The sequence below is a fragment of the Nonomuraea sp. NPDC049400 genome (assembly GCF_044466425.1).
GTDB lineage: Bacteria > Actinomycetota > Actinomycetes > Streptosporangiales > Streptosporangiaceae > Nonomuraea.
In genome coordinates this window covers 226,394-252,444 of the sequence record NZ_JBITMP010000013.1, presented here as the reverse complement: position 1 = coordinate 252,444, position 26,051 = coordinate 226,394, and the positions used below count along the sequence as shown (strand labels likewise).

The 26,051-nt window shown below is 68.6% G+C and carries 25 protein-coding genes and 1 pseudogene; 10 read left to right on the top strand and 16 right to left on the bottom strand.

Annotation, left to right across the window (positions count from 1 at the left end):
• Positions 1 to 237: 237 nt before the first annotated feature.
• Entirely contained in the window at positions 238 to 990 is a 753-nt protein-coding gene (locus ACIBVN_RS22905; RefSeq protein WP_397139387.1) for a hypothetical protein, read from the bottom strand.
• A 215-nt stretch (positions 991 to 1,205) separates the two neighbouring features.
• Here ACIBVN_RS22905 and ACIBVN_RS22900 point away from each other — a divergent pair, with 215 nt between their 5' ends.
• Positions 1,206 to 1,988 (top strand): L,D-transpeptidase, encoded by a 783-nt coding sequence (locus ACIBVN_RS22900; RefSeq protein ID WP_397139385.1) that lies wholly within the window; start codon positions 1,206 to 1,208, stop codon positions 1,986 to 1,988.
• A gap of 193 nt (positions 1,989 to 2,181) precedes the next feature.
• On the opposite strand, the gene ACIBVN_RS22895 is transcribed toward ACIBVN_RS22900, so the two are convergent.
• Both ACIBVN_RS22895 and ACIBVN_RS22890 read right to left on the bottom strand, forming a co-directional pair.
• Complete coding sequence (locus ACIBVN_RS22895) at positions 2,182 to 2,913, bottom strand: phytanoyl-CoA dioxygenase family protein (protein WP_397139383.1); 732 nt, start codon at positions 2,911 to 2,913, stop codon at positions 2,182 to 2,184.
• Between the two features lie 104 nt (positions 2,914 to 3,017).
• The gene (locus ACIBVN_RS22890; RefSeq protein ID WP_397139381.1) at positions 3,018 to 3,500 is read right to left on the bottom strand and encodes a YcxB family protein; all 483 of its coding nucleotides are present in this window, start codon (positions 3,498 to 3,500) and stop codon (positions 3,018 to 3,020) included.
• Positions 3,501 to 4,327: 827 nt separating this feature from the next.
• Between ACIBVN_RS22890 and ACIBVN_RS22885 the strand changes: the two genes are divergently transcribed.
• Both ACIBVN_RS22885 and ACIBVN_RS22880 read left to right on the top strand, forming a co-directional pair.
• The gene (locus ACIBVN_RS22885) at positions 4,328 to 5,353 is read left to right on the top strand and encodes an ATP-binding cassette domain-containing protein (protein ID WP_397139379.1); all 1,026 of its coding nucleotides are present in this window, start codon (positions 4,328 to 4,330) and stop codon (positions 5,351 to 5,353) included.
• Positions 5,350 to 6,186, top strand: a complete 837-nt coding sequence (locus tag ACIBVN_RS22880) for an ABC transporter permease (protein WP_397139377.1) — start codon at positions 5,350 to 5,352, stop codon at positions 6,184 to 6,186. Before ACIBVN_RS22885 ends, ACIBVN_RS22880 begins: the two co-directional genes overlap by 4 nt.
• Before the next feature lie 1,686 nt (positions 6,187 to 7,872).
• On the opposite strand, the pseudogene ACIBVN_RS22875 reads toward ACIBVN_RS22880, so the two are convergent.
• From ACIBVN_RS22875 to ACIBVN_RS22855, 5 genes and pseudogenes are all read right to left on the bottom strand, one after another.
• A pseudogene (locus ACIBVN_RS22875) lies at positions 7,873 to 9,063 on the bottom strand (ATP-binding protein); the annotation flags it as partial.
• Between the two features lie 379 nt (positions 9,064 to 9,442).
• Entirely contained in the window at positions 9,443 to 9,964 is a 522-nt protein-coding gene (locus tag ACIBVN_RS22870; protein ID WP_397139375.1) for a hypothetical protein, read from the bottom strand.
• An 89-nt stretch (positions 9,965 to 10,053) separates the two neighbouring features.
• Entirely contained in the window at positions 10,054 to 10,689 is a 636-nt protein-coding gene (locus tag ACIBVN_RS22865; protein ID WP_397139373.1) for a class I SAM-dependent methyltransferase, read from the bottom strand.
• Positions 10,690 to 10,753: 64 nt separating this feature from the next.
• Complete coding sequence (locus tag ACIBVN_RS22860) at positions 10,754 to 11,215, bottom strand: VOC family protein (protein WP_349452094.1); 462 nt, start codon at positions 11,213 to 11,215, stop codon at positions 10,754 to 10,756.
• Positions 11,212 to 11,799, bottom strand: a complete 588-nt coding sequence (locus tag ACIBVN_RS22855; RefSeq protein WP_397139370.1) for a DinB family protein — start codon at positions 11,797 to 11,799, stop codon at positions 11,212 to 11,214. The genes ACIBVN_RS22860 and ACIBVN_RS22855 overlap by 4 nt, the downstream gene beginning before the upstream one ends.
• Positions 11,800 to 11,861: 62 nt before the next feature.
• On the opposite strand from ACIBVN_RS22855, the gene ACIBVN_RS22850 reads away from it, so the two are divergent.
• The 5 genes from ACIBVN_RS22850 to ACIBVN_RS22830 all read left to right on the top strand — a co-directional run bounded on the left by ACIBVN_RS22850 (position 11,862) and on the right by ACIBVN_RS22830 (position 16,839).
• Positions 11,862 to 12,854, top strand: coding sequence for a helix-turn-helix transcriptional regulator (locus ACIBVN_RS22850; protein WP_397139368.1), 993 nt, complete (start codon positions 11,862 to 11,864; stop codon positions 12,852 to 12,854).
• A 257-nt stretch (positions 12,855 to 13,111) separates the two neighbouring features.
• Positions 13,112 to 15,433: a nitrate- and nitrite sensing domain-containing protein gene (locus ACIBVN_RS22845; RefSeq protein ID WP_397139366.1), complete on the top strand. Its 2,322-nt coding sequence runs from the start codon at positions 13,112 to 13,114 to the stop codon at positions 15,431 to 15,433.
• Positions 15,430 to 15,864 carry a roadblock/LC7 domain-containing protein gene (locus tag ACIBVN_RS22840; RefSeq protein ID WP_397139364.1) on the top strand — a complete coding sequence of 145 codons (435 nt, stop codon included), beginning with the start codon at positions 15,430 to 15,432 and terminating at the stop codon, positions 15,862 to 15,864. Before ACIBVN_RS22845 ends, ACIBVN_RS22840 begins: the two co-directional genes overlap by 4 nt.
• Positions 15,861 to 16,259: a DUF742 domain-containing protein gene (locus ACIBVN_RS22835; protein ID WP_397139362.1), complete on the top strand. Its 399-nt coding sequence runs from the start codon at positions 15,861 to 15,863 to the stop codon at positions 16,257 to 16,259. Before ACIBVN_RS22840 ends, ACIBVN_RS22835 begins: the two co-directional genes overlap by 4 nt.
• Complete coding sequence (locus ACIBVN_RS22830) at positions 16,240 to 16,839, top strand: GTP-binding protein (RefSeq protein WP_397139360.1); 600 nt, start codon at positions 16,240 to 16,242, stop codon at positions 16,837 to 16,839. The genes ACIBVN_RS22835 and ACIBVN_RS22830 overlap by 20 nt, the downstream gene beginning before the upstream one ends.
• A gap of 91 nt (positions 16,840 to 16,930) precedes the next feature.
• Here ACIBVN_RS22830 and ACIBVN_RS22825 read toward each other — a convergent pair whose 3' ends face one another.
• From ACIBVN_RS22825 to ACIBVN_RS22795, 7 genes are all read right to left on the bottom strand, one after another.
• Entirely contained in the window at positions 16,931 to 17,830 is a 900-nt protein-coding gene (locus tag ACIBVN_RS22825; protein ID WP_397139358.1) for a M23 family metallopeptidase, read from the bottom strand.
• 605 nt (positions 17,831 to 18,435) lie between these two features.
• Positions 18,436 to 18,819 (bottom strand): VOC family protein, encoded by a 384-nt coding sequence (locus tag ACIBVN_RS22820; RefSeq protein WP_397139356.1) that lies wholly within the window; start codon positions 18,817 to 18,819, stop codon positions 18,436 to 18,438.
• The gene (locus tag ACIBVN_RS22815; RefSeq protein ID WP_397139354.1) at positions 18,816 to 19,142 is read right to left on the bottom strand and encodes an ArsR/SmtB family transcription factor; all 327 of its coding nucleotides are present in this window, start codon (positions 19,140 to 19,142) and stop codon (positions 18,816 to 18,818) included. Before ACIBVN_RS22815 ends, ACIBVN_RS22820 begins: the two co-directional genes overlap by 4 nt.
• Before the next feature lie 22 nt (positions 19,143 to 19,164).
• Positions 19,165 to 19,599, bottom strand: a complete 435-nt coding sequence (locus ACIBVN_RS22810) for an SRPBCC domain-containing protein (RefSeq protein WP_397139352.1) — start codon at positions 19,597 to 19,599, stop codon at positions 19,165 to 19,167.
• A gap of 338 nt (positions 19,600 to 19,937) precedes the next feature.
• Entirely contained in the window at positions 19,938 to 22,169 is a 2,232-nt protein-coding gene (gene katG / locus ACIBVN_RS22805) for a catalase/peroxidase HPI (RefSeq protein WP_397139350.1), read from the bottom strand.
• A 33-nt stretch (positions 22,170 to 22,202) separates the two neighbouring features.
• Positions 22,203 to 22,640, bottom strand: a complete 438-nt coding sequence (locus ACIBVN_RS22800) for a Fur family transcriptional regulator (RefSeq protein WP_397139348.1) — start codon at positions 22,638 to 22,640, stop codon at positions 22,203 to 22,205.
• Between the two features lie 290 nt (positions 22,641 to 22,930).
• On the bottom strand, positions 22,931 to 24,004 hold the full coding sequence (locus tag ACIBVN_RS22795; protein WP_397139345.1) for a cytochrome P450: 1,074 nt from the start codon (positions 24,002 to 24,004) through the stop codon (positions 22,931 to 22,933).
• Positions 24,005 to 24,400: 396 nt separating this feature from the next.
• Here ACIBVN_RS22795 and ACIBVN_RS22790 point away from each other — a divergent pair, with 396 nt between their 5' ends.
• A complete protein-coding gene (locus ACIBVN_RS22790; RefSeq protein ID WP_397139343.1) occupies positions 24,401 to 24,826 on the top strand; it encodes an enediyne antibiotic chromoprotein in 426 nt (141 codons plus the stop codon).
• A 116-nt stretch (positions 24,827 to 24,942) separates the two neighbouring features.
• Here the strand turns inward: ACIBVN_RS22790 and ACIBVN_RS22785 are convergent, their stop codons facing one another.
• A complete protein-coding gene (locus tag ACIBVN_RS22785; protein ID WP_397139341.1) occupies positions 24,943 to 25,332 on the bottom strand; it encodes a hypothetical protein in 390 nt (129 codons plus the stop codon).
• 477 nt (positions 25,333 to 25,809) lie between these two features.
• On the opposite strand from ACIBVN_RS22785, the gene ACIBVN_RS22780 reads away from it, so the two are divergent.
• Positions 25,810 to 26,019: a ricin-type beta-trefoil lectin domain protein gene (locus tag ACIBVN_RS22780; RefSeq protein WP_397139339.1), complete on the top strand. Its 210-nt coding sequence runs from the start codon at positions 25,810 to 25,812 to the stop codon at positions 26,017 to 26,019.
• The last annotated feature ends 32 nt before the right edge of the window (positions 26,020 to 26,051 follow it).

Here is a 26,051-nt window from a genome sequence, read left to right as displayed (position 1 = left end):
GAAGCAATGCCCACGACAGCGCCAAGGAACTCATCGCCATGACCGACGGCTACCGGGAATCGTACGAGTCCTGGGTGAGTCTGCTGCGGGACTGTGCCCGCCGCGGCCGAGCGAACTCGGTTCGCTGATCCACCGCAACGTGAACGCGAATCCGCTGCGGATGCTCGTCTGGAGCTGAGAGACGACAAAGGGCCCGGATCGTGTTGATCCGGGCCCTCCGTCGTTCGGCGTCGCGTGTCAGCCAGTGACCGGGATGTTGGTCTTCACCGGCGTCGGGGTGGGCGCGGGCTTGGGCTCGTCCTGCGGCTGCGTGACGTTCTCGTCCCACTTGATCCAGTCGTGGGTCACCGTCACGCTTTCACCCTCACTGGGGTGGGTGGGGGTCGGCGTGTTCGGCGACGTCGGCGTCGAGGTGGGGGTCTGGGTGGGAGTGGGGGTCGCCGTGGGCGTCGAACTGGGTGTGGAAGTCGGCGTCACCGTCGGCGTGGGCGTCTGGGAGGGCGTCACCGTCGGCGTGGGTGTCTGAGACGGCGTAACCGTGGGCGTGGGCGTCTGGGAGGGCGTCACCGTCGGCGTCGGCGTCGGAGTGGGCTCGGACTCACACTTGACCCAGAACGTCTTGTGCTTGGGCGCGCCATGCTTGCCCTCGAAGGTCCAGAACAGCTTGTAGTGCCCGCCCGGCAGGGTCATGTCGGCGGTACGGCCATGCCCGCTCCTGTCGAGGACGAGGGTGCCGCTCTTCACCGTGGTCCCGTTACCCGTGGGCGGCCAGGACTTGATCTCCCAGCTCACCTTCTGGCCCCGGTCGAAGTTGAAACCGACCAGATAGAACACGCAGCAGACCTGCGGATCGTCGCGCCGGTCGTACTCCGGCGTCGTCCAGTTGTGGACCTTGACGGTGCCGTTGTCGCGGGGCGGCGTCCCCTGAACCGCCGCCGCTGTGGCCGTACTGGAGATGGCGAGCGCCGCGAGCGCTGCCACTGCGAACATGAGTGCCGCTGCGAACCAGCGACGGACTGAAGAGAGTCTGGGGGGTAACACGACAGCACCTCTGATGTATGAGAGAACTGGAGCCTCACAGGGCTCATCTGTGTAAAAATGTCACACCTGCTGGCCAAAGATCTTCAAACGTTCCAAACCGTTATCTAACAGGCCATACGGTTACGCGTTGTGTCGTATGTGTCACAGAATTTCAGGAGCCGATCGTGCCGCTCGATGCCCCCCGCCGACTCATCGGTGCCGCGCTCGTTGCCGTGAGCCTCGTCGCCTCGACCTCCACCGGCGTCGCCGCGTCGCCTGTCACCCTCGCCGCCGGCGCCTCGGTCACGGTGACCGCGCTCCCCACCGCCACCACGTTCACGGAGTTGAGCGGCCTGCCGCAGGACACCGACACGTACGGCAAGATGAGCGGCGTGGTGGTCCACCCCGCACGCACGGTGGCCGTTTACGCCCAGCCCGGCGGCAAGCCTGCGGCCACTCTCCCGGCGAAGCAGCTCGGCAGCCAGACCTGGGTCCCGGTGGTGGAGGCGCGCAAGGGCTGGTACCGCGTGCTCCTGCCCAGCAAGCCCAACCACGTGACCGGCTGGATCAAGGCCAAGGGCCTGAAGAAGGCGCGCAGCCGCTACCGCGCCATCGTGAAGCTGGGCACCAGGCAGCTGACCATCATGAACGCGAACAAGAAGCTCGGCACCTGGACAGTGGCCGTCGGCGGCCCTGAGACGCCCACCCCGGTGGGCAGGACCTTCCTGCTGGCCCTGATGTCGCCGAAGGACAAGGCCTCCTACAGCCCGTTGATCATGCCTCTCGGCACACACTCGCCGACGCTCGACACGTTCGGCGGCGGTCCCGGCACGGTCGCCTTCCACGGCTGGCCCGACCCGAAGGTGTTCGGCAAGGCGGTCACGCACGGCTGCATCAGGGTGCCTGCTCGCGCGCTCAAGGTGCTGGCAGGACTGCCTCTGGGGACTCCGGTTCTGATCGCTCCCTGAGGATGAGGGCGGCGTTGAGGGTGGTGGTCCGCTAGAGCCAGCCGCGTTCCTGGGCCACCAGCGCGGCCGGTGCCGGCACGGCGGCGACGCCCGCGGTGAGTCCGAGAGGATCGGTCAGGATCTGCTCGGCCCCGCTGAAGCGGGTCGCCGCGTCCAGGTAAATGGTGACGTGCGCGAATGGCGACCCATCGGTTCAGATACTGTCCGCGATGGCCCGAGCCAATGCGTTGCTCCCCTCCGGAGTCACCGGCTCGGTCAGGAAGACAGGTGCCTGAGCCATGAACCTCGGCTCGTCAGCTCGATGCTCGTCGGCGGCGTGGACGGTGAAGGGATGCACCAGGTACATGTCACCCGGCTGGCCCGTCGCGTAGGCGAGTGGACGGTGTGAGCTGGCAGCGTCCACCAACGGTCCGGCCTCGAACGGGTCGAGCACCTGGCCCGCCATCACCGCGGCCGTGTCCCGATGCGACCCGACCCGGATACGGGTCGGCGCGTCGTCAGGACCGACATCTGACATCAGGGTCAGCAGCAGCATCGTTTCCGGCTTCCCGCTGCACAGGTAAGTGCCGTCCGGCTGTGCGGCGTTGGAGTCGATATGCCACCCTCGGTCATTGGCGGGGGAGACACGCGGGAACCGCACCGGCACCATGCCGAGCACACCGCGCGGCAGCCAGCCGCCGGTTCCGCAGACCTCGTCCAGCGCCTCGGCCAGCCGCGCACTCCGCATGAGCTCTCCGAAGGGACCTTCACCGGCGAGGTCTGAAGCCCACACCACCGGCTCTTTCCAGCCGGCAGGATCCTGCGGTGACAAGCCGATCTGTTGCCACAGCAGTGCTCTGGCAGCGTCGCCGACTTCACGGGGGGCGGCTGCTTCGAGCTTGACGAACCCATCGGCTATGAACCGGTCGAGATCAACAACGCTCATATCCAACACGCTAATAACCGTGTCCACTCATTTATGGAAGGCGTCCCCCAGGGTGGACAGCGAGGACCACGGATCTCGATCGCGCGGTTCGCCCTGTCCGCAGCTCAGGTGATTCCTGCGCGCTGTCGAGGAGCCAGAAGGCCGTCGAGCTCGGCCTGTTGCTCGCTGCTGAAGGCGCGTCTGGGAAGGAAACCCGTGAACTGTTTGCCCACGAAAAACAGCCAGAACTCGGTGCCTGTCACGATCCGCCCGAACAGCGACCACTGCGTCGTCATCGTGGACTGGTCGGTTCGGCACTCGTACCCTTCGTCGGTGATCCGGAGCGTGGTCGGCACGCAAAGGTAGGCGAGCCGCCGCTTGCCGGTCCGCCGGATCGACCAAGTCAGCACGAGCGGGAAGACAGCTGCCCCGGCGAGCATGCCGATGCCCATGGATGTGGCGTCGACCAGGATGCAGACAAGCCCCGCCACGACCAGGACCACCGGCAGCGCCAGATAGGCGATCTTGAGTTGTTGCCGAAGGCCCTGCCCGAGCGCTCGCGCCACTTCGTCAGGAGTGGGTTCGTATTTGACTGTGAAGTCCACCATGCCGCCTTCGTTCGTATGATGACCCATCCTTCACGGCTCCGGTACGAAGTCGCAACGCCGTGTCGGCATGAGCCAATCGGTACCGTCACCAAGCGCGTGCCCGATGGTTCCGCCGTCGCGCCTGCCTCGCCGCCACCGCATACAGCCAGCTCATATGAGAAATGACCCGCCCTAGCATCAGCTTTTCTTACGGATACCCCCGGCAAGAGCCACTTGTTCTGATGCGCGCCACCACACAGGATGAGAGGACCCGGCCGGGCGATTTCCGCCGATTACACCTGGAGCAGTAATGCCGTTGCCCAAAGATCATCATCCCTTCGAATGCTGTGTGAGCTGTTCCCAGCCCAGCATGAGCGCGGAGGTCGAGTCGTCTCACTACACCTCCGAAGGAGTCGTGCGCTATCTGAGATGCGCATGCGGCCGGCGATGGGTGTCCTGCGGTAGATCCTCAGTCGGCCTGCTCCTCTGACGGGTGGGACGACGGCGACGGCAGGGAAGGGAGCCTGCGTCCGCACGGCGAACAACGGCTCATCGTCCCGTTCAGTCGGCCTGCGTGGCATGGATTGCAGTGAAGGCAAGGAGGGGTGTGGCGGTCCGCGGCGGATCCTCGAGTATGGGTGAGTGTCCGAGACCGGGCAGCAACTCGACTCTCGCGCCCGGAACCGCGCGGTAGTCGGCGGCGGATGAGGGTCTCGGCGGCCTGCAGGGCATTCGCCGGGACATCACCTCGTGAAGGCCGGCGCGAAGGAACGGATCCGCGGGCTCACGGGAAACCGGTGAAACCTGGTCGAGGGCACCGTGAAACCGGCGCCGCTGAGAGTGAAGCCATGAGCATCACAGAACTCGGACGTACCGGGCGCGGCCCGGTCCCCGACGGGGGCACCGCTCTGGCCGTACATGCGGAAGGGCTGGTGAAGACGTTCGGCGAGCACCGTGCCGTCGACGGGATCGACCTGGACGTACGCCCCGGTGAGATCTTCGGCGTCCTCGGCCCGAACGGCGCCGGCAAGACCACCACGCTACGGATGCTGGCCACCCTGTTGAAGATCGACTCGGGCCGTGCCGAGATCTTCGGGGTCGACGTGGCCGGCAACCCGCACGTGATCCGCCAGCTGGTCGGCGTCACCGGACAGTACGCGTCGGTCGACGAGAACCTGACCGCCCGCGAGAACCTCTGGCTCTTCAGCCGCCTGCAGGGCATCGGCGCGCCGCGCGCCCGGCGCATCGCCACCGAGCTGCTGGGCCAGTTCCGCCTGGAGGAGGCCGCCGACAGGCCGATCGCGCAGTTCTCCGGCGGCATGCGCCGGCGCCTCGACCTGGCGGCCAGCCTGATCACCAGGCCACCACTGATCTTCCTCGACGAGCCGACCACCGGTCTCGATCCGCGCACGCGTGGCCAGATGTGGGACACCATCCGCGGTCTGGTCGCCGACGGCTGCACGGTGCTGCTGACCACGCAATATCTGGACGAGGCCGACCAACTGGCCGATCGCGTCGCTGTCATCGACCACGGCCGCAAGGTCGCCGAGGGCACACCTGACGAGTTGAAGACCGCGGTCGGCAACTCCACCCTCCAGTTGCTGCTCGCCGAGCCGGGCGCGGTGCCCGCCGCGGTGGAGGTCGTGCGGCGGGTCCTCGGCTCCGACCCGGTACTCAGCCCGGAGCAGGGCCGACTCAACGTCGCCCTCGACCAGGCCGACCTGGCCGCGGAGGTACTGATCGCGCTGCGCACCGCCGGGGTGTCGATCTCCTCGGTGAGCGTGGCCAAGCCCAGCCTGGACGAGGTTTTCCTGGCCCTCACCGGCCACGGGGCGGACGGGAACGACGAGACCGGTACGGAGGAGAAGCGATGAGCACCGTGATCGCACCCGCCCGCGAGGCGGTCAGGGCCGCCGACCGCGTGGCGGCCGCCCGGCGGCGCGTCTCCATGGGGGAGACGCTCGGCCAGACCCTGACGATGGCGTGGCGGGCGCTCAAGAAGATGCGCCGCAACCCGGAGCAGTTCTTCGACGTGGCGCTGCAGCCCATCCTGTTCACCGCGATGTTCGCCGTCATCTTCGGCGGCGCCATCACCGGCGACGTGGAGAGCTACCTTCCCCTGATAATCCCCGGCATCCTCGCCCAGACCGTGCTGACGACGTGCATGGCCACGGGCACGCAACTCCGCGAGGACATGGAGAAGGGCGTCTTCGACCGGTTCAAGTCGCTGCCGATCGCCCGGATCGCGCCGCTCGCCGGTCCGATGGTGGCCGACCTGCTGCGCTACACGATCGCGGCCACTCTGACCTTCGCCATGGGCCTGGTGATGGGCTACCGCCCGGGCGGCGGGGCGGGCGGCGTGCTCGCCGCGATCCTGCTGGCGATTTTCACGGGCTGGTCGCTGGCGTGGGTCTTCACCTGGGTCGGCACGATCGCCCGGAGCGCCCAGGCCGTGCAGGGCATCTCCATGATGATCTTGTTCCCGCTGACGTTCCTGTCGAACGCGTTCGTCCCCGTCGACACCCTGCCCGGCTGGCTGGCCGCGTTCGTACGGGTCAACCCGGTCTCACACCTGGTCACGGCCACCCGTGACCTCGCCAACAGCGCCCTCGTCAGCGGAGAGGTGGCCTGGACGCTCCTGGCGTGCCTGATCGTCATCGCGATCTTCGCGCCGCTGTCGGTACGCAGCTACAAGCGGCACATGTGACCCCCGCCCGTCATGGCCGGAGACATGCGAGAGGTGGCTGCGTGCCTCGTCCAGCAGGTCGGAGCCGCGTCGATCGCCGTACTCGGCCCGCACGGCGGCGATCATCCCGGGCGCGGCCCGCTCCGCGTAGGGTTCGATCCGCTCGAAGGCCATGCTGGGCATGCTGCTGTTGTACGAGAACCGCTCGGCCAGCACCAGCAACCGGATCGCGTCACCAGGGGCCATGGCTCCCCGCAGCAGCCCCCAGGCGCCGAGCGCGAAGAGCATCGAGCCGCACAGCGGGTAGTCGAGTACGGGGTTCTTCGCGGCCATCAGGTCGTAGCCCCGGACCATGGAGAACAGCTCCTCGCCGTACCGGCTGTCCTCCGGCGGGGCGTGGTACGCGTACGCCGTCAGGGTGACCGACTCCGCGACGGTCGTCCACGGCGTGAACTCCGCGCGCGGCACCCCGGGCAGGCGCAGGTCGCGCGCCCGCTGGACGGCCAGGCGGTATTCCGCGAGCGCGGCGGCCGTCTCGCCGCGGGCGAGGGCGATCTCGGCCGCGCACAACGAGGCGATCGCCACCCCGCCGAGCACTGCCTCGTTGTCGTTGATCCGGTTGATCTCGGCCAGCTCGGCCTCCGCGGTGTCGAGGTCGCCGTCGGCGAGTGCGGAGGTCAGTAGCACCGAGCGGAGCTGGGTCTCGTCGTCGGTGGCGCCGAGCCGGCTCAGCACCGGGATGGCGGTCCGCGCGTGTCCGACCGCCCGCCGGCGGTCGCCGAGCTTCATGACCAGGTGGGCCAGCACGGCGTGCGTGATCGCGGCGCGCCACGGCCCTTCGTCCTCGTGGAGCAACGTCAGGGTCCGCTCGGCGGCCTCGATCGCCCCGGTCACGTCTCCCGCGTTCTCCAAGGCGTGGACGCTGGTGTGCGCCGCCGCCAAGGCCACGTCACGGTCGTCGCTCCGGCTCAACTCCGCCAGCCGGCGGCGTACGTCGGCGTCGTCGGCCGAATCGCACGCGAGCACCACCGTGGCCATCGCCGCTATGCGGTGATCCGTCGTGTCGCTGGTGGGCAGCGTGCGGAGCAGGTCGCGCAGCGGATCGTCACCGTCGGTGACGATCATGATGTTCACGATCGTGATCAGCATGGCCGCCCTGGTCACCTCGACGAGGTGCGGCGGCGGCGTCCAGCCGGCGATCGCCTGGGTGATCGCGTCCCGGTGGACGAAGATCCGGGGGTGGTCGCCGCGGATCGACCACAGCGCGCCGACGCCGGTCAGCAACTGGATCGTCGTAACGGGATCGGGCTCGCCGAGAGCCTGCCGGAGCAGATCGGCAAGGTTGCTCTCCTCGGCACGCAACGCGTCGGCCGCCGCGAACTGCGCCGGGCCGAACAGCTCGGAGGCGTGTTCGAGGGCGTACGCCGTCGCCCAGGCCCGCTGCGCCGCCCGAGCGGGCGCCTCCTCGCCGGCCTCTTTCAGCCGCATCCGCCCGAACTCCCTGACGGTCTCCAGCATCCGGTAGCGCAGGCCGTACGCCGTCTCGCGGACGCTCAGCATCGACTGCTCGGTCAGCGCGTCCACGACGTGCAGCGCGTCCTGGCCGAGTACGTGCTCGGCCGCGGCCAGCGTGAAACCGTCGCCGAACAGCGACAACCACCGCAACGCCCGCCGTTCTGGCTCGTTCAGCAGATTCCACGACCAGTCGATGACCGCGAGCAGCGTCTGGTGCCGGTCGGGGGCCGTACGGTTCCCGCCACGCAGCAGGGCGAACCGGTCCGCCAGGCGCCGTGCGACCTCCTCCACCGACATCACCCGCACCTTGGCCGCGGCCAGCTCGATCGCGAGCGGCAGCCCGTCGAGGCGGTCGACGACCTCCTCGACCACACCCTCCTCGATCCGCACACCCGGGCGGGCGGCCGTGGCGCGCTGGCGGAACAGCTCCACCGCGTCGCCCGTGGGCAGCTCGCCGAGCAGGTAGACGCGTTCGGCGGGGATCGACAAGGGGGCGCGCGAGGTGATGAGCACCCGCAGGTCGCGGGTCGTCACGGTCAGGAACGCCACCAGGTCGGCGACCGCCTCGATCACGTGCTCGCAGTTGTCCAGGATCAGCAGCGCCGGAGCCTGGTCGAGATGCTGGGCGATCCGGGCGCGAACGTCGGAGCGCTGCCCGGCGGTCATGGCGAGACGTCCGCTGACCGAGTCCCGGACCCCGAGCGCCGAGCCCACCTCGCCCACCACGCCCTGCGGCGAGGAGACGCCGACGAGCTCGACGAAGTGAACGACGGGTTGCGCGGCGTTCCTGCCGACGACATGAGCCAGCCGCGTCTTGCCCAGCCCGCCGGGACCGATGATGGAGACCACCCGATTGGTCTGCAACAGGGCGTGCACCGCACTGATGTCGCCGTCTCGGCCGAGCAGCGAGGAACCATCGAAGAGGATGCCCACACGCACCGGCCGATCCGCGGCGAGGAGTTCGGCGTACACGCGGGCGAGCTCAGGCCCTGGTTCGGTGCCGAGCCGCGCGACCAGGCCCGCACGATACCGCTCGTAGCGCTCCAGAGCGGCGGCGGCACCTCGTACGGCGGCCTCGCTGCGCAGCAGGCAGGCGAGCAGCTCCTCGTCGTGCGGCCGATCGGCCGCGGCCTCTTCAAGCAGCGGCAGTGCGCCCTCGTGAGCGCCGCTCCTGCCCCGCGCGATCGCCGCCACCCGTCGCGCCTCGGCCACCAACTTCGCTGCGACGCTCCTCAGCTCGGCGAGTGCGCCCGTGGCGTCGTCCAAGCCGCCGGCCACGAGACTCATGGCCTCTTCTGCACGGCGACGCGCGAGCGCCACGTCGTCCTCGCCCAGTGCGGCCCGTGCCTGCTCCACCAGCGCGCCGAGCAGCAGCGCGTCCACCTGAGCAGCGGGCAGCCCGAGCCGGTAGCCACGCGGGACCCGCACCACGGCGTCGGCGCAGGTCGCCGCCCTGGTCCGCGAGACGACCACCTGCAGCGCCTTCGTCGGATTGGCCGGCGCCTCGTCGGGCCACAACTCCTCGACCAGGCGCTCGTCGCTGACCCCTGCGCGCCCTTGCAGGGCGAGTGCGGCAAGCAAGGTATGCGCGCGATCGCCGACCACCCGCGCACCCTGCCAGCGAACGCCGTCGAGCAGGACCAGTGCGGGGGACACACCCTCAGCTTACGGACGATTCAAAGGTGAGGAGCCGGTACGCGCCGGCCCGCAGACGGTGTCCTCGATGTCGAGTCCCGCGGAACCGGCTCCGCGCCCCGACCGCTTACTTCAGCGCGGCGAAGTGCGGGTAGATCTCGGCATTCTTGCCGAGCTTGAGCAGCGTCTCGGTCACCCGGCCCGTCAGGTCGATGATCCCGATGCCGGCCGCGGTGGAGATGAGCAGGTGCTTCTCGTCGTACCAGCCGAGGGTGGTGGGCCGTGCGCCCGCGACGACGGGAAGCTTCGTCACGGCCTTGCCGGTCGCCGCGTCCCACACGCAGGCGGCCTTCTCCAGCGGCAGGCAGGCGGTGACGAACCGCTTGCCGGAGGGGGAGAAGACGCCGCGCCCGTCGCCGCCGGGCCTGCCGCGCACCTGGTATTCCTTGGTGGCCTTGCCCTGGAGGTCGTACAGGCGGACGGTCGTGCTGCCGAGCCTGCCGTGCCTGACCAGGAAGCGGGTGCCGTCGTGGTTCCACTCGAAACCGCCGACGGTGACCAGCGCCTTGTGGATCTTGATGAAGCGGGGCGTGAAGTCAGGCAGATCGAGGATCAGGACTCCTGCAGAACGGTCGCCCTGGGCGGCCAAGCTCCTCTTCGTCAGCGACGGCGACCACTGGCACCAACGCGCCGAGTTCCCGCTGCTCGATGATGCCGTGGTCGCCGTGCCGGGGCCATCTACTGTCGGCGCATCAGCAGATGGCCCCGGCGGAACCGCTCATCCTCCAGGGGCTCGCGCAACATTCGCGCCACCTCGACGAAGTCCGCCTTGCGCGCCAGTTCGGCGAGGTCGTCGATCGGCCACCGGTAGGCCGTCGTCACCTTGTGATCGAAGCTCACCACCGGACCGCCCTCAGATTCGAAGAAACCGATCAGGAGGTAGCCGCCCGGGGCCAGCACCCGGCTGAACTCGGTCAAATATGGCGGCAGTTCCTGTGGCGGGATGTGGATGGCGGAGTACCACGACAACAGGCCGCCCAGCTCGCCGTCGGCCAGGTCGAGGGCATCCATCGAACCGACCTCGAAGCGCAGATCGGGATAGGCCTCGCGGGCAAGGTCGATCATCGCAGGCGACAGATCCATGCCGAAGGCATCCAGCCCGAGGTCCCGCAGGTGCGCCGTCATATATCCGGGGCCGCATCCGGCCTCGGCGACGGGGCGGGCGCCGGCGGTCCGTACGCACTCGGCGAACGCAGCGATCACCGCGCGATCCATGGGCAGGCGGTCGAGCGAGTCTCGGACGAAGTCGGCGTAGATCTCGGCGACGGCGTCGTAGGCTTCCGCCGTCGCCGTCAGATAGGAGGATTCGGCCATGGCGGACGACTCTAGTTCATCGGCCGGCGCCGTCGTACTGACTTCTGGCCAAGGTGGAGCTCCGTCAGTCCAGGCAGAACTCGTTGCCCTCGGGGTCGGTCATCACGATGAAGCCGCCGCTCATCGGGGGATCGGGTTCGTGGCGACGTACCCGCGTCGCGCCCAGCGCGACGAGCCGGTCGCACTCGGCCTCCAGCGCCGCCATCCGCTCCTCTCCCTGCAGCCCGGGAGCCGCACGGACGTCGAGGTGGACGCGGTTCTTGGCGACCTTGTCCTCCGGCACCCGCTGGAAGAACAGCCGTGGGCCGTGCCCGTCCGGGTCCTCGAGGGCCGATCTCGTGTTCCGCTCCTCCTTCGGTACGCCGACCCGCTCGAGGAACTCCTCCCACGCGGCCAGCGGGTCGGCGCCCTCGGGCAGGTCGACCCCGGGCGGACCGGGGTGGACGTAGCCCAGCGCGTCGCGCCAGAAGGACGACAGCGCCTGCGGGTCGTGGGCGTCGAAGGTGACCTGGATGTGGCGGCTCATCGGCTTGCTCCGTTCACAGCGGATTTCGTGTGCAGGTAGAGGTCGCGCAGCAGGCAGACCTCGGACAGGTGGTGGATCAGCTCGCGGTTGATGTGCAGCACCAGATCGGCCATGGGCACGTCGGGGAAGGGCTCCGTCGGACCGACGGGGACCCGGAGCGCGGCCTCGTCGAGGCCGCGCACGCCGGCCAGCCAGCGGTCGAGCTGGGCCTCGAGCTGGTCGAGCGCGGTGGCCGCGCTGCCGGCGTACGCCCAGGTCTCGTAGGATGCCGCCGGCGCGCCGAAGTGCGCCGCGTTGCGCGCGGCGAGCACGCCGACGATGACGTGACCGAGTCGCCAGGCGATCGTGGTGAAGGCCGGGGGGACCGGCTCGGGGAAGGCGTAGTCGATCGTGAAGTCCCCGGCACCGGCCTGCACGGGCGCCGTCGAGCTGCCGCGCGGCCGCACGCTCCAGGCGTCCGGCACCGGCGACCAGAAGTACTCGTCGTCGGTGAGGCCGTCGAGCCGGTCCCGGAGCTGATGGTGCCAATGGAACTCCAGCTGCTCGCGCAGCGTCCGGTTCCAGTCGAGTTCGTCTGGGCTCATGGAGCCACCCTGACGCCCCTGGCGGACAGGATCGGTCCGCTATCTCTGGCAGGGTGGGTGACATGGACGTGGCGAGCGGTGACGAGCGGGGTACGACGGAGCGGGTGCTCGCCCTGCTCGGGCTGCTGCAGCAGCGCCAGGTCTGGACCGGACCCGAGCTCGCCGACCGGCTCGGGGTCACGCCGCGCACGGTACGGCGTGATGTCGAGCGGCTGCGCAGGCTCGGCTATCCGGTGCATGCCAGCCAGGGTGTCGGCGGCGGCTACCAGCTCGGTCCAGGGCAGGACCTGCCGCCGCTGCTTCTCGACGACGAGGAGGCGATCGCCACGGCGGTCTCGCTGCTCGCCGGCGCGGGTGGCGCGGTCGCCAGCGCCGGCGACGCCGCTCTCCGGGCACTGACCAAGCTCGACCAGGTGCTGCCCACCCGGCTGCGGCACGAGGTACGCGCGCTCTCCGGCTCGGTGGAGTCCTTCGGCGGAGGCCGCACGCCGGTCGACCCCGAGGCACTCATGACGCTGGCCAGAGCCTGCCGCGACGAGGTCGAGGCCGGCTTCGACTACCCGTCCGGGAGCGAGGTGCGACGGCGGCGGGTCGAGCCCTACCGCCTGGTCGCCTCCGACCGGCGCTGGTACCTGCTCGCCTACGACCTCGATCGCGACGACTGGCGCAGCTTCCGCATCGACCGGATGACCGAGGTGTCAGCACGGACCTGGCGCTTCCGCCCGCGCGTGGCGCCCGACGCGGCGGCGTACGTGCAGGAGAGCGTGGCCAGCCGGGTCTACCGGCACCAGGCGCGCTTTCTCGTGCACGCCTCGGCCGACACGGTGCGCGCGCAGATCCCGGCGTCGGCGGCCGTCGTACGGCGGCGGGGCAGTGGGCTCTGCGAGGTGCTCGCCGGCGGCGGCAGCCTCGACTTCGTGCTCATGCACGTGCTCCTGCTGGGGCACGACTTCGAGGTGGTCGACCCCCCGGAGCTCCGGAGGCGCTGTCGCGTGCTGGCCGAGAGACTGCTGTCGGCCGGTGCCGCGATCTCAACGGACACGGAGGAGTCATGAGCCCGCGCCGGCGCCGCACACCAGGGCCGGCGAAGTGGTAACGGGGACTTTCGACTCAACTGCTGTATGGCTACGATCAGGCACCAATCGCCTACTTGGGTGATTGTCATCATAGATCGCACCGATCGGGTGAGGAGAGTGTCCGGCACGTGGCTGGTTTGGGCAGGGTCGGGCGACGACGAACGAAGACCGACGGATCATCCGCCGGCGGCGGGCCGCGGCGACTGGCTGGTGTCCGCCGGCTGCCATTGCGTACCGTGCTGCTCATTGTCGTGTTCGTGCCGAGCCTGACTTTCACCCCATTGCTGGCTTCGGGCATGTTCCAGCTGTCCTCCCAGTGGCGGGCGGAGAAGGCCCAGATGGATCTGGCCACCAAAACCGTCGGCAGACCTGCGGCCAACCTGTTCTTCAGCCTTGACCAGGAGCGACGGCTCACCGCGGAGGTGCAGGCCAACCCCCGTAGCGCCGCGCGCGACCAGCTTGTCAAGCAGCGCGCGGTGACCGACCAGGCCGTGAGCGCCTTCCGTCCCCTGACAGCCGTGGAAACCACCAACGGGCAGCAGGGGCTCACCGACGCCATCGCCCGCACTGAGCGCGACCTCGACCTCCTCGACGAGCAGCGCTGGGCGGTGGATGGCGGTTCGTCCAGCGCGCAGAAGGCGTTCGACTACTACAGCGGAGTCCTCGAGTCGGACCTCGGCGTACTGACCGTCCTCAGCGAGACCGATGAGGGCGAGGTGAACAGCAAGGCGCAGACCCTGGTCGACCTTTTCTGGATCCTCGACATGATCGGCCGCGAAGACGCCATTCTGGCCCGTGGCTGGCAGGCGGGGAGCCTGACGAGGGACGAGTACGGCCTGGTCGCCGACGCCATCGGCACCAGGAAGCACCTCCTGCAGTCCCGGGTGATCCCGAGTCTCACGGGCAACGAGACCCGGTACGGAACGCTGACGACCGGCAAGGCGTGGAAGGCCATGATCGCGCTGGAAGGGCGGTTGGGCACCTCCGAGGGCGGCACCGAGAGCGACCAGGTGACAGTGCGCGGGGACCGCGCCGAGTGGCGCTCCTCGGTGGACGCGGTCACCACGCAAGTGATGCAGCTCCTCCGGCTCCGGCTCGACAACGTCGGCAAGATCGGCTACGACCACGCCGACATGCTCTTCGTGATCTTCATCAGCGTCACCACCGTGGGCCTGCTCGCCCTGGGGCTGGTGATCTTCACCAGCTGGCGCCTCACCGCCATTCTTCGCCGGCGCATCCTCCACCTGCGCGAGGATGCCCAGGAGCTCCAGGAGCGGCTGCCCAAGGTGGTCGCCCGGTTGGAGCGCGGCGAGGACGTCGACGTGGACGCGGAAGTACACATGGTCGAGCCCACCCCCGACGAGCTCGGCGAGCTCGGGCAGGCCCTCAATCTGGCCAGCCGCAGCGCTGTCCTCACCGCCGTGCGGCAAGCCGAACAACACCGTGGCTTCCAGCGCATGCTCCAGCGCATCGCCCGCCGTACGCAGATTCTCATCGGCCTTCAGCTCAAGAAGCTAGACGAACTGGAGCGCAAGCACGAGGATCCGGAGGTGCTGGAGGGCCTGTTCGACCTGGACCACCTCACCGCCCGGCTGCGCCGCTACGAGGAGAACCTGGTGATCCTCGGCGGTGGCCAGCCGCAGCGCCGCTGGCGCAAGCCCGTACAGCTGCTCGATGTCCTGCGCGCCGCGCAAGGCGAGGTCCAGGACTACCGGCGGATCATGATCGACGTGGAGGGCGAGCCCTGGGTGGCCGCGCGCGCGGTGGGACCGCTCGTCCACGTCCTGGCGGAGCTCATGGAGAACGCCACCACCTTCTCCAAGCCGATGACCCCCGTCGAGGTGCGGGCCGCACCGGTCAGCCGGGGCGTCGCGGTGGAGATCGAGGACCGCGGCCTGGGCATGGAACCCGATCAGTACGCCGCCGCCAACGCCCTGATGCAGTCGCCGCCGCAGCTCGACGTGATGACCCACGCCGACGATGTGCGGCTCGGCCTGTACGTGGTCGCCCGGCTCTCCGCAAGCCTGGGCCTGCAGGTGGAGCTGCGGTCGTCGGCCTTCGGCGGCACCCGCGTCATCGTGCTGCTCCCCGAACCGCTGGTGGTGGAGCGCCCCCGTGCGGTGCCCGAGCCGGCCACGCCCCCCGAGGAGGTCCCCCCGGTCGCGACCGGTCCGCGGCCGCACCCGCAGGAAGGTACGGCAGCTCCGCGCCCGCCTCAGCAGGGCGAGCCGCTGCCGACCCGCTCCAGGGGACGCGCGATGGCGTACGTGACCGCACCCGCCGGGGACGACGCGCCCGCGCCCCCGCCGGCCGACCGGCAGCCGCTGCCCCAGCGGGTGCGCCAGGCAAACCTGGTCACCGAGCTCAGAGTCCCGGCGGACAGGGATGACCGGACCGGACAGGAGACCTGGGCCGTACGGGACCAGCCCAGCCGATCCAGTGCCACGATCGGCGCGTTCCAGAGGCAGTCTCGCAGGCGCCGGACCGGCGACGACGCCTTCCAGCCCCGGCCGGACGGATCCCCCGAGCCCGGTTCACCTACGACGGAAGATCGATGATGACGCAGCGAACCACCGCCACCAACGCAGACCTGGACTGGCTTCTGGACGGCCTGGTCGAGCAGGTCGCGGGCACCCGGCACGCCATCGTGCTGTCCGACGACGGCCTCGTGATCAGCCGGTCCAGGACCATCGAACGCTCGGACGCCGAACGCCTCGCCGCGATCGCCACCGGCCAGCAGAGCCTGGCTCGCGGTGTCGGGCAGCTCTTCAGCGGCGGACCGGTCCACCAGGTCATCATCGAGATGGCCGAGCTGTGGCTGTTCATCACGGCCGCGGGCCGCGGCACCCATCTGGCCGTGGTCGCCTCCCAGGAGGTCGACGCCGAACTGATGTCCGTCGCGATGCACACCCTGATCCAGCAGGTCGGCCAGAAGCTGGGAACCGACACGCGTACCCCGCGGGCCGATGACGCGGGGAGACACGGATGAAGCACTGGACGGAGGGCTTCGACGACGATGACGCCGACGAATCCCTTGTCCGCCCCTATACGATCACCGGCGGGCGAACCACCCCCGAGCAGGACGACCTCACGCTGATCACCCTGGTTACGGCGATTTCCGAGGACTCTTCGGGAAGGCGACGCGGCCTGAGGAGAATGCAGCCGGAGCACCGCAAGATCTTCGCTCTGTGCAAGCGACCTCTGGCGGTGGCCGAAGTCGCCTCCGCGCTGAACCTCCCGGTGTCCGTGACCAAGATCCTTATCGGCGACCTGATCGAGACCGGTCAGATGCGGGCCCGGCCACCCCTGGCCTTCGCGCAGGCGGGCGGTCTTCCCGATATGACAATCCTTGAGGCGGTGAGGGATGGGCTACGCAAACTCTGACCAGAAGGACGTTGCTCCCCTGGCAGTGAAGATCCTGATCGCGGGTGGTTTCGGTGTCGGGAAGACGACCCTGGTCGGCGCGGTGAGCGAAGTCCCGCCACTGCGTACGGAGGAGTACCTGACCCATGCCAGCGTCGGCGTCGACGATCTGGACGGGGTGAGCGGCAAGGCCACCACCACGGTCGCGCTGGACTTCGGGCGCATCACCATCAACAGCGAACTGGTGCTTTACCTGTTCGGCACCCCCGGGCAGGAACGCTTCTGGTTCATGTGGAACGATCTTGTCAATGGCGCGATGGGCGCGGTCGTCCTGGTCGACACCCGCCGGCTGGATGTGAGCTTCGCGTCGATCGACTTCTTCGAGAGCCGCGGCATCCCCTTCGTCGTGGGCGTCAACTGCTTCCACGGTGTGCGGGACCGGACGCAGGAGGAGATCCGCAGGGCGCTCGCTCTCGACCCGCAGGTGCCGCTGGTGCTCTGTGACGCCCGCGACCGGAGGGCGGGTCGCGATGTGCTGCTCGCGCTCATCGACCACCTGATGGCTGCCAAGTCCCGCACCGCACCGCGCCCCGTGGCCTGACCGGCTGGTCCGGTCCGTCGCCAAAGGCCACTTCCCGTGATCAGGTCGTGGCCTTTGACGTCATGTCCGCCTGCGGAAATGAGTCACGCTCTTAACCGCAGTGTTCGAAGGGGCTGGTGTACGAGCTGCTGCCGACCGAACCGCCCCACTTGACGCATTGCCCGGCCGCGTCGCGCCTGACGGGCCCCGCGTAGTAGCCGTAGCTGCCCGAGTCGGTGGTCCTGCTTTCCCCTTCCGGCTCCAGGAACGCCGACACCGCCGATGCCGAGCCGAGGTTCGTCGTCTTCAGCGTCACGACGCAGTTGTAGCCGTTGCCCGAGTTGTAGAGCAGGTAGGTGCGGCCACCGGTGAGGGCCGCCGAGTCGATGACCGAGTAACCGCTGCCGCAGACTTCCTCAGGGGTGTGAGGGTTGCCGCCGCAGGCGTTGGTGCTCGTGACGGCCTTCTTCTGGCCCAAGGACACGGTCACGCCGTCCACGGTCGGGCTGGTGTCCATCGCACCGGTGGAGGTTCGCTGTTCGTAGTGCAGGTGCGGAGCGTTCGAGCCGCCCGTCGAGCCGACGGTCCCGATCGCGGTGCCCTGGCTGACGCTCATCGAGCCGCCCGCCGACCTCACCATGGTCGCGAGGTGGGCGTAGCGGGTCCTGGTGCCGTCACTGTGGCGGACCTCTATCCACTTGCCGTAGCTCGTGCTTCCCGCGTCGTAGAAGTACGCGGTGCCAGAAGCGGTGGCGCGCACCGTTTCGCCGTTGATGTCATCGCCCCCGTAGTCCTGCCAGTCGATGGAGCCAGATGGGTTGTGGCTGGGGGTCCAGTTGTTGGCGTAGAAAGTCTTCCCGCAGTTGAACGGGCTCTTGTGCGACACGGCCAGCACGTTTGTGCTCTGTGCCGAGGCTGCCTGGGGAATCAGCGCTGTCGCGAGAGTGACTAACAGGGCAGTGATCGTGGGCCTGAAGGTCTTCGACCAGGTCGGCCTGTCGGTTGTGGGCATGCTCACCTCTCTGAACAGGTGCGTATGGGGGGATACGGTTAGGCGCCCATTACCTTGATGCCGCTTTAAGCGAGCATTTCGACATTCCGCCGCCCGTGGAAGGGCGGGTCGATCATGAACATAGCTCTGAAAGTTCTCTTCATCAATGTCTGCAGCATGAAATTTTGTAGCTCTCCGCGCCGGAGGGGGCGCGCATAATCAGCAACGCAGTTTGCGATAACGCGTTCGATTGAGCCCCCGAAGAGTGCACTTGCGTTTTAACCCGGTCACGCTGACTTCTTGAGCGTGGGGTGGCGCTGAGCTGGGGTGCTGGTGCGTCCCCGAGGTCGTCCCGGACCTGCCTTGGAGGGTTTTGGAGGGGTAGCCGAGGTTCCGATGATCGGTAGTACCCGGGCGAAATCCCGGCGGACTCGTCGGCGATGGCCGTACTCATGTCACGACGATGTGCCGCTCCGCCACCCAATCGTGATCATCCAGGGCGAGCGACTGTCCTGCGACAGCAAACCTTGGGCTTGTGTCATCGAAGCTTGAGCGACTCGGGAAGCTGGGCGTTTGGCTCCGCGATACCGCCGAGGGTGGCTGCTCACCTCATCGGGGCATCAGGATCAGCCGGACTCCGCGAGCAGATGTATGACACCGGCTGGGTTCTTGATCCAGTGGGTTCTGGAATCGAGGTTCTCCAGGGGCTCGACCTCGTCGCACGGGTGGATACCGATGTCGGCCAGTTTGCTCGCTGCCGCGTCCAGGTCGTCGGTGTGGAGCTGCAGCCACAGGTCGGGCTGGCTGTAGTTGTCGACACAGTCGAGCCACAGCGTATTGGGTCCGAACCGCACCGAATGAGTTCTCGAGACGGTCGGAGCGTAGGAGACGTCGTCCTCTTTGACGTCGAAGCCCAGAGTGTCGCGGTAGAAGGCCACGGTGGCCTCGTACTGCGCCTTGGGGATCTTCATGGCGATGTTCAGGCCGGCCGTGAATTCAGGCTCGCTCATTGTTGCGTGACTCCTCGGTTCGTGTCAGTGGCGTCCAATGCACCTTCCAGCGCGGCCAGCCGGTCATCCCACCTGTTGGCGAGCCTGGCCAGCCACACCTGGGCTGTGCGAATGGCGGCTGGTTCCAACCGGTAGGGATGGCGGCGGCCGGCCGGTTCGCCGGAGCTGATCAGGCCCGCTTCGGCGAGCTGGCGTAGGTGCTTGGCGATCGCCTGGCGGCTGATCGGCAACCGTCGCGCCAGATCAGTGACGGTTGCGGGCCCGGCGCGGGCGAGCTCCTCCAGCAGCGCCCGCCGCGTTGGATCGGTGAGCGCCGCGAACACTGCAACGGCCTGCCCTTCCACATCAGACGGTCGCATCGAGGTAGGTCTCTAGGTCAACGAGCTCCGTGTCCCACCCCTGGCTGTTGGCCTTGTGGGCAGACTGGGCCACGTCGTCGGCGGCCTGGGCAAACCCGCTCTCCACCAGGCGCAGCCGAGTACCGTCCGGCACCGGTTCCAGGATGAAGTCCACAAGCGTCTGGGGTGCGTCATCCTCCGGCAGGCCCTCGATTGCCCACCTGAACGCGAAACGGTGAGGTGGGTCGACCACCGCGATCGTGGCGACGGATTCCTCGTCGAGGTCGTCCCAACGGAAGAATGCGCGCCCACCGGGCCGCAGATCTATCTCCGCCACCGAGCCGAACCACCGCGAGAGCCCTTCGGCGGTGGTCAGCGCTGCCCACACCCGCTCGATGGGGTGCCGCAGCACCACCACACGTTCGATCGCGTCCGAAACCATGCTCACTCTCCTTCGCAACCTGTAGGTTGCCAATTAATTGGCAACCTACAGGTTGCGATCATCGCCCTGCAAGCCCCGGCGCGGAGGGCGACTTACTATGCACCCCCAAATGCGGCATCCCTCACCAGCTTGGACGGCAACCTGCACAACCGGACCGGCGGCATGATCGGGCATCCCTCTGTGCCAAGCTCAAGGTTCGCTGCCACAGGACAGCGACCTTAAAACGCAAGAGTGCAGGAAGCCGAAAAAGGCCGATGGGCCGCGCGATGACGCGCGGCCCATCGGCCTTCAGGCATAGTTCCAGGTCGGCCGGCGCGGGCCGACCTGGACGTCGTTGATCAGACCAGGTCGAACCGGTCCAGGTCCATCACCTTGCTCCACGCCGCGACGAAGTCCTTCACGAACTTCTCCTTCGCGTCGTCGCTCGCGTAAACCTCCGCGAGCGCGCGCAGCTCGGAGTTCGACCCGAAGACGAGGTCGACCCGGCTGCCGGTCCACTTGACCTCGCCCGTGACGGAGTCGCGACCCTCGAAGGTGTTCGCGTCCTCGGACGTCGCCTTCCACGTCGTGCCCAGGTCGAGCAGGTTGACGAAGAAGTCGTTGGTCAGCGACCCGGGGGTCGTGGTGAGGACGCCGAGCGGCGACTGCTGGTGGTTCGCGCCCAGGACGCGGAGGCCACCGATGAGGACCGTCATCTCGGGGGCGCTCAGGGTCAGCAGGTTGGCCCGGTCGATCAGCAGGTATTCGGCCGGGAGCCGGTTGCCCTTCCCGAGGTAGTTGCGGAACCCGTCGGCGGCAGGCTCGAGGGCGGCGAACGACTCCACGTCGGTCTGCTCCTGCGAGGCGTCCACGCGGCCCGCCCTGAAGGGCACCTCGACGTCGAAGCCGGCGTCCTTGGCGGCCTTCTCGACGGCGGCGCCGCCGGCGAGGACGATCACGTCGGCGAGCGAGACCTGCTTGCCGCCGGTCTGGGCGCCGTTGAAGGCCTTCTGGATCCCCTCCAGGGCGCCCAGCACCGTCGCCAGCCGGTCGGGGTCGTTGACCTCCCAGCCGCTCTGCGGCTCGAGGCGGATGCGCGCACCGTTGGCGCCGCCGCGCTTGTCGCTGCCGCGGAAGGACGAGGCCGACGCCCACGCGGTGGACACGAGCTCGGACACCGACAGGCCCGAGGCGAGAATCTGACCCTTGAGGGAGGCGATGTCCTCAGCGTCGATCAGCTCGTGCGTCACCGCGGGGAGGGGGTCCTGCCACAGCAGCGTCTCGGCCGGGACCTCCGGGCCGAGGTAGCGCGCGATCGGCCCCATGTCCCGGTGGGTCAGCTTGAACCACGCACGGGCGAAGGCGTCCGCGAACTCGTCGGGGTTCGCGAGGAAGCGCCGCGAGATCTGCTCGTAGACCGGGTCGAACCGGAGCGAGAGGTCGGTGGTCAGCATCGTCGGGGCGTGGCTCTTCGACGAATCGTGCGCGTCGGGGACGGTGCCCGCGCCCGCGCCGGCCTTCGGCCGCCACTGGTTCGCGCCGGCGGGGCTCTTGAACAGCTCCCACTCGTAGCCGAACAGGATCTCGAAGAAGCTGTTGTCCCAGGTGATCGGGGTGTTCGTCCAGATGCCCTCGAGACCGCTGGTGATCGTGTCGCCGCCCTTGCCGGTGCCGAAGCTGTTCTTCCAGCCGAGGCCCTGCTCCTCGATCGAGGCGGCCTCGGGGTCGGGGCCGACGTGGTCCGCCGGGCCCGCGCCGTGGGTCTTGCCGAAGGTGTGACCACCCGCGATCAGGGCGACCGTCTCCTCGTCGTTCATCGCCATCCGGCGGAACGTCTCACGGATGTCGCGGGCCGCGGCCAGCGGGTCCGGGTTGCCGTTCGGGCCCTCCGGGTTGACGTAGATGAGGCCCATCTGGACCGCGCCGAGGGGGTTCTCGAGCTCCCGGTCGCCGGTGTAGCGCTCGTCGCCGAGCCAGGTGGTCTCGGGGCCCCAGTAGACGTCCTCGTCGGGCTCCCAGACGTCCGCACGACCGCCGGCGAAGCCGAAGGTCTTGAAGCCCATCGACTCCAGGGCGACGTTGCCGGCGAGGATCATGAGGTCGGCCCACGAGAGCGTCTGGCCGTACTTCTTCTTGACCGGCCACAGCAGGCGGCGAGCCTTGTCGAGGTTACCGTTGTCCGGCCAGCTGTTGAGGGGCGCGAAGCGCTGCTGGCCGGCCCCGGCGCCGCCGCGGCCGTCGCTGATCCGGTACGTGCCCGCGCTGTGCCACGCCATCCGGATGATGAACGGGCCGTAGTGGCCGAAGTCCGCCGGCCACCAGTCCTGCGAGGTCGTCAGCACCTCCGCGATGTCCTGCTTCACGGCCGCGAGGTCGAGGCTCTTGAACGCCTCGGCGTAGTCGAACTCCTCGCCGAGCGGGTTGGCCACGGCGGGGTTCTTGGCGAGGATCTTCAGGTTGAGCCGCTCCGGCCACCACTGGCGGTTTCCACCACCCTGAGTCGGGTGCAGGGCGCGCTCATGCGCGACCGGGCAGCCGCCTGCGCCCTCCGCCTTCGCGTCTGTGACGATTGCATCATGGTTCTCAGACATGGGAATCCTTCCGGACTTGGCGCATCACGGGGCTCAGGAAGTGCGTGCGGTTGAACAGTCGGGGCACAGGCCCCAGTAGGTGACCTCGGCCTCGTCGATCAAGAAGCCGTGGTCGTCGGAGGAGGTCAGGCAGGGCGCATGGCCGACCGCGCAGTCGACGTCGGCGACGGCACCGCACGACCGGCAAACGACGTGGTGGTGGTTGTCCCCGACGCGTCCCTCGAACCGGGCCGGGCTGCCGGCCGGTTCGATGCGGCGTACGAGCCCCGCCGCGGTGAGCGCGTGGAGGGCCTCGTACACGGCTTGAAGGGAGACATGTCCTACGCGATCGCGCACCCCGGAGGCGATCGCCTCGACATCGAGGTGGTCACCGTCCCGGACGGTCTCGAGCAGCGCGACACGGGCGGCCGTCACCCGCAGGCCGGCACCGCGCAGCTCCTCGGCGGTGGTCGGAGTCCTGGATGCGGTCATGGCGTCCAACCTGACTTCATAAACACGAATCATACAAGATAACGAACGATACAAGTCTAGTGCCGGCGTCAGGCGGCGTGTCTCCGGTGAGTACCTGCTCCGCTGCGTACGGCAACCGCTGTGCCGTACGCGCGGGCGGACCTCTTCGCGGCAGGACGGCAGGGCGAGGGCGCGCCTGAACGCCGGTCCGACGCGTGCCGGGCCGCACCCCGGCTGGTAGATGTGGCCCCATCGGGCCCGGGCCGGCGGCGCTCCGCCGGCCCATGTACATCACTCTCGGCTTCGGTGGCTCAGCCGCCCTTGACGAGCAGCCGGAGCGGGCGGTAGATCAGCCCGTCGTCGCTCCACCGCAGCGTCGCCAGATCCTCCTGCGCACACAGGCCGGGCAGCCGCGTCGCCAAGGCGCGGAAGGCTTCCTGCAGCTCCATCCTGGCCAGGTTGGCACCCAGGCAGTAATGAGGGCCGTGGCCGAACGACAGGTGCGGGTTGACCGCCGTTTCGGCGAACCTGTGGATGTCGAACCGTTGTGGATCGGCGAACGCCGACGGATCGTGGTTGGCGCCGGTGGGGTTGGGCAGCACGACGGCGCCCGCCGGGATCACGCCGCCGGACAGCTCGATGTCTCCGGTGACCCGCCGGAGCAGGCCGTTCCCTCCGGGCCCCTCGCAGCGCAGGATCTCCTCCACCGCTGGTTCCAGCAGCTCGGGTCGCGCCGCCAGCTGCGCGTACTGCTCGGGGTGGCACAGAAGGCGGTACGTGCCCCGGATGATGATCGAGGCGGTGGTCTCGTGCCCGGCCATGATCAGCGTGAAGACCATGTGGGTCAGCTCGGCCTCGCTCAGCCTGTCCCCGTCGTCCCGCGCCTCGATGAGCAGGTCGATCAGATCATCGCCCCGCCTGACCCGGTGCTCCGCGATCAGCTCTCCGGCGTACGCCATGAACGCGGCGAACCCCTCGCCCCTGGCCTCGCTGCTCGCCTCGGAAGTGGACAGGAACATCTCCGTCCAGCCGCGGAACTGCTCGAACCGGTCCATCGGGACGCCGAGCATCTCGCAGATCACCCGTGCGGGCAGCGGCAGGGCGAAATCGGCGACCACGTCGAACTCCTGGCCGGCCGCGTCGATCAACTCGTTGGCGATCGCCGCCGCGCGTGGCCGCCAGCGCTCAATGTGCTTGGGGGTGAAGGTGCCCTGCATGATGCGGCGGTAGCGAGTGTGCTCCGGCGGGTCCTGGTTGATCAGCGCCGCGGGGTCGTCCTCCAGGGCGGTGCCGCTGACCATCCTGGGCAGGCCGGGTTCGCGCAGGTTGCGGCTGCTGTCGGGCGAGGTGAGCACAGCACGGACGTCCTTGTACCTGACGATCATGGGTACTTGGTCTCCGCTGGGCATCGTGGTGTGCTCCATCGGAGCCTCGGCGAGCCTGCGGGCCAGCTCGGACGAGGGGGTCCCGAAGGGACCGGGTGGAAGGTCCGGCCAAGGCCATGTGGTGCTGGACTGTGCTGTCATGGTCGCCCTCCTGGCGATGCCGTCCAACAAACGCCCTGAACGTACGGAACAGCCCGTACCTGGTCAATATCTCCTCGTGGCCACATCTCAGAGGACAAAGCCGCCGGCGCCTGCGCGGTCGGCCACTACGCGATTGACAGGAAGTGGAAATGGCCGGACAACTTGCGGACATGCATTTCTCTGGTTCAACCGATACGCGTGCCGCAGAGTTGTCTGCGTAGGAGCGAATCAAATCGCCGGAGAGAGGAATTGAAAATGAGGATTCTCGCCAAGCTCGGTGTCGTCGCCGCCGTCGTGGCCGGGGGCCTGACCATCGCAGCGCAGCCCGGGGCTTTCGCCGCCGCGGCTCCCGGCGTCTCCGTGACGCCGGCCACGGGCCTGTCCGACGGCGGCACCGTCACGGTGGCGATTACCGGTGCGGGAGCCAACGAGCAGTACTTCGTCTCTCAGTGCGCGACCGTCAACGACAAACTCGCGTGCAATGTGGCGTCGGGAAAGACGGTCACCACGGACGCCAATGGTTCGAGTAGCGTGTCGCTGGTCGTCAAGAAGAGCTTCCAGGGCGTGACGCCCGAGGGCACCCCGGTGGGCGCGGTCGACTGCGCTGCCACGGCCTGCTCCGTCGGCGCCGGGAACGCGGCCGTATACCTCGGTTCCCAGCAGATCTCTTTCAAGTCCTGAGGCCGTTGTTGAGATGGTCTGATGTTGGTTGACGAGATCCCGCCCGAGCTTGATGGCCGGGCGGGATCTCGTCTTTCGAGGCTCTCAGGCCCGCGTTCCCTTTTCCGGGGCGTTCTTCAGAACGCTCTCCACAGTGTTTCGGCAGCCATGGCGACCAGCATTACGCCCACCGATACGACCCCGACCACCAGGAATGGTGCCTTTTTGGCGTCCGTGTTCCGGAGCATCGCATATTCCTGCACGAATCTGGAGCAGACCGTGGCACAACCGACGGCGGCCGTCACGACCACACCGGTGATGCTTGTCCCCCCGAGCATGTCGGCGACCACGAAGAAATAGAGCAGCTCGAAGACGGTCAGCGTGACCGCCGTCACCGGCCCCCACTCCCGCCACACCGTCCTGCCCCGCGCGCGGTCCGCCCTGGTCTGGTGCGCCACGCGCCGCCGCTGCCGTGCGGTCAGGCGCCATCGCTTCTCCGGCGCCACGGACTTGAACCTGCCTGCCACCCGCCGGGCACGCCTTCTCAGACGCCGCTCACTGGTTCTGCTCGCGCCCATGACCACCCTTCCCCCGGGGCTCGCGCTAACCAGGAAACGAACCCGGTGATCGCGAGGTTCCGCTGTGGATGCCGCGAATTGCCGACCACCGCTCCGGCGAGCGATCGACTCTGGGAGAGCGCTCTCTTGACACCGGCGCCGCCCTCGCCGCATTGATCGCGCTGCTCGTCCCATGACGGGCACCGCCGACGCCGCCCCCGCCCCAGGTCCGCTCGTCTGGTCCGATGAGTTCAACGGATCCGCCGGCAGCGCCGTCGACCAGTCGAAATGGCGCTTCGACATCGGCGGCAGCGGCTGGGGCAACAACGAGCAGCAGTACTACACCAACAGCACCCGTAACGCCGCCATGGACGGTGCCGGCAACCTGGTGATCACCGCGCGCCGGGAGACGGTCAGATCACCGGCATCGGCGGCAAGTGTGTGGACGTGGCCGGCGCCGGCGCCGCCAACGGCACAGCCGTCCAACTCTGGGACTGCAACGGCACCGCCGCCCAGAGCCGGACCTGGAACAGTGACGGCTCGGTGCGCGCGCTCGGCAAGTGCATGGACGTCACCGGCGGCTCCACGGCCAACGGCACCCGGCTGCAGATCTGGGACTGTTCGGGCGGCGCCAACCAGCGGTGGACACGCGCCTGACGCCCGGCCACATCAAGCTGAAGGGCTCCGCC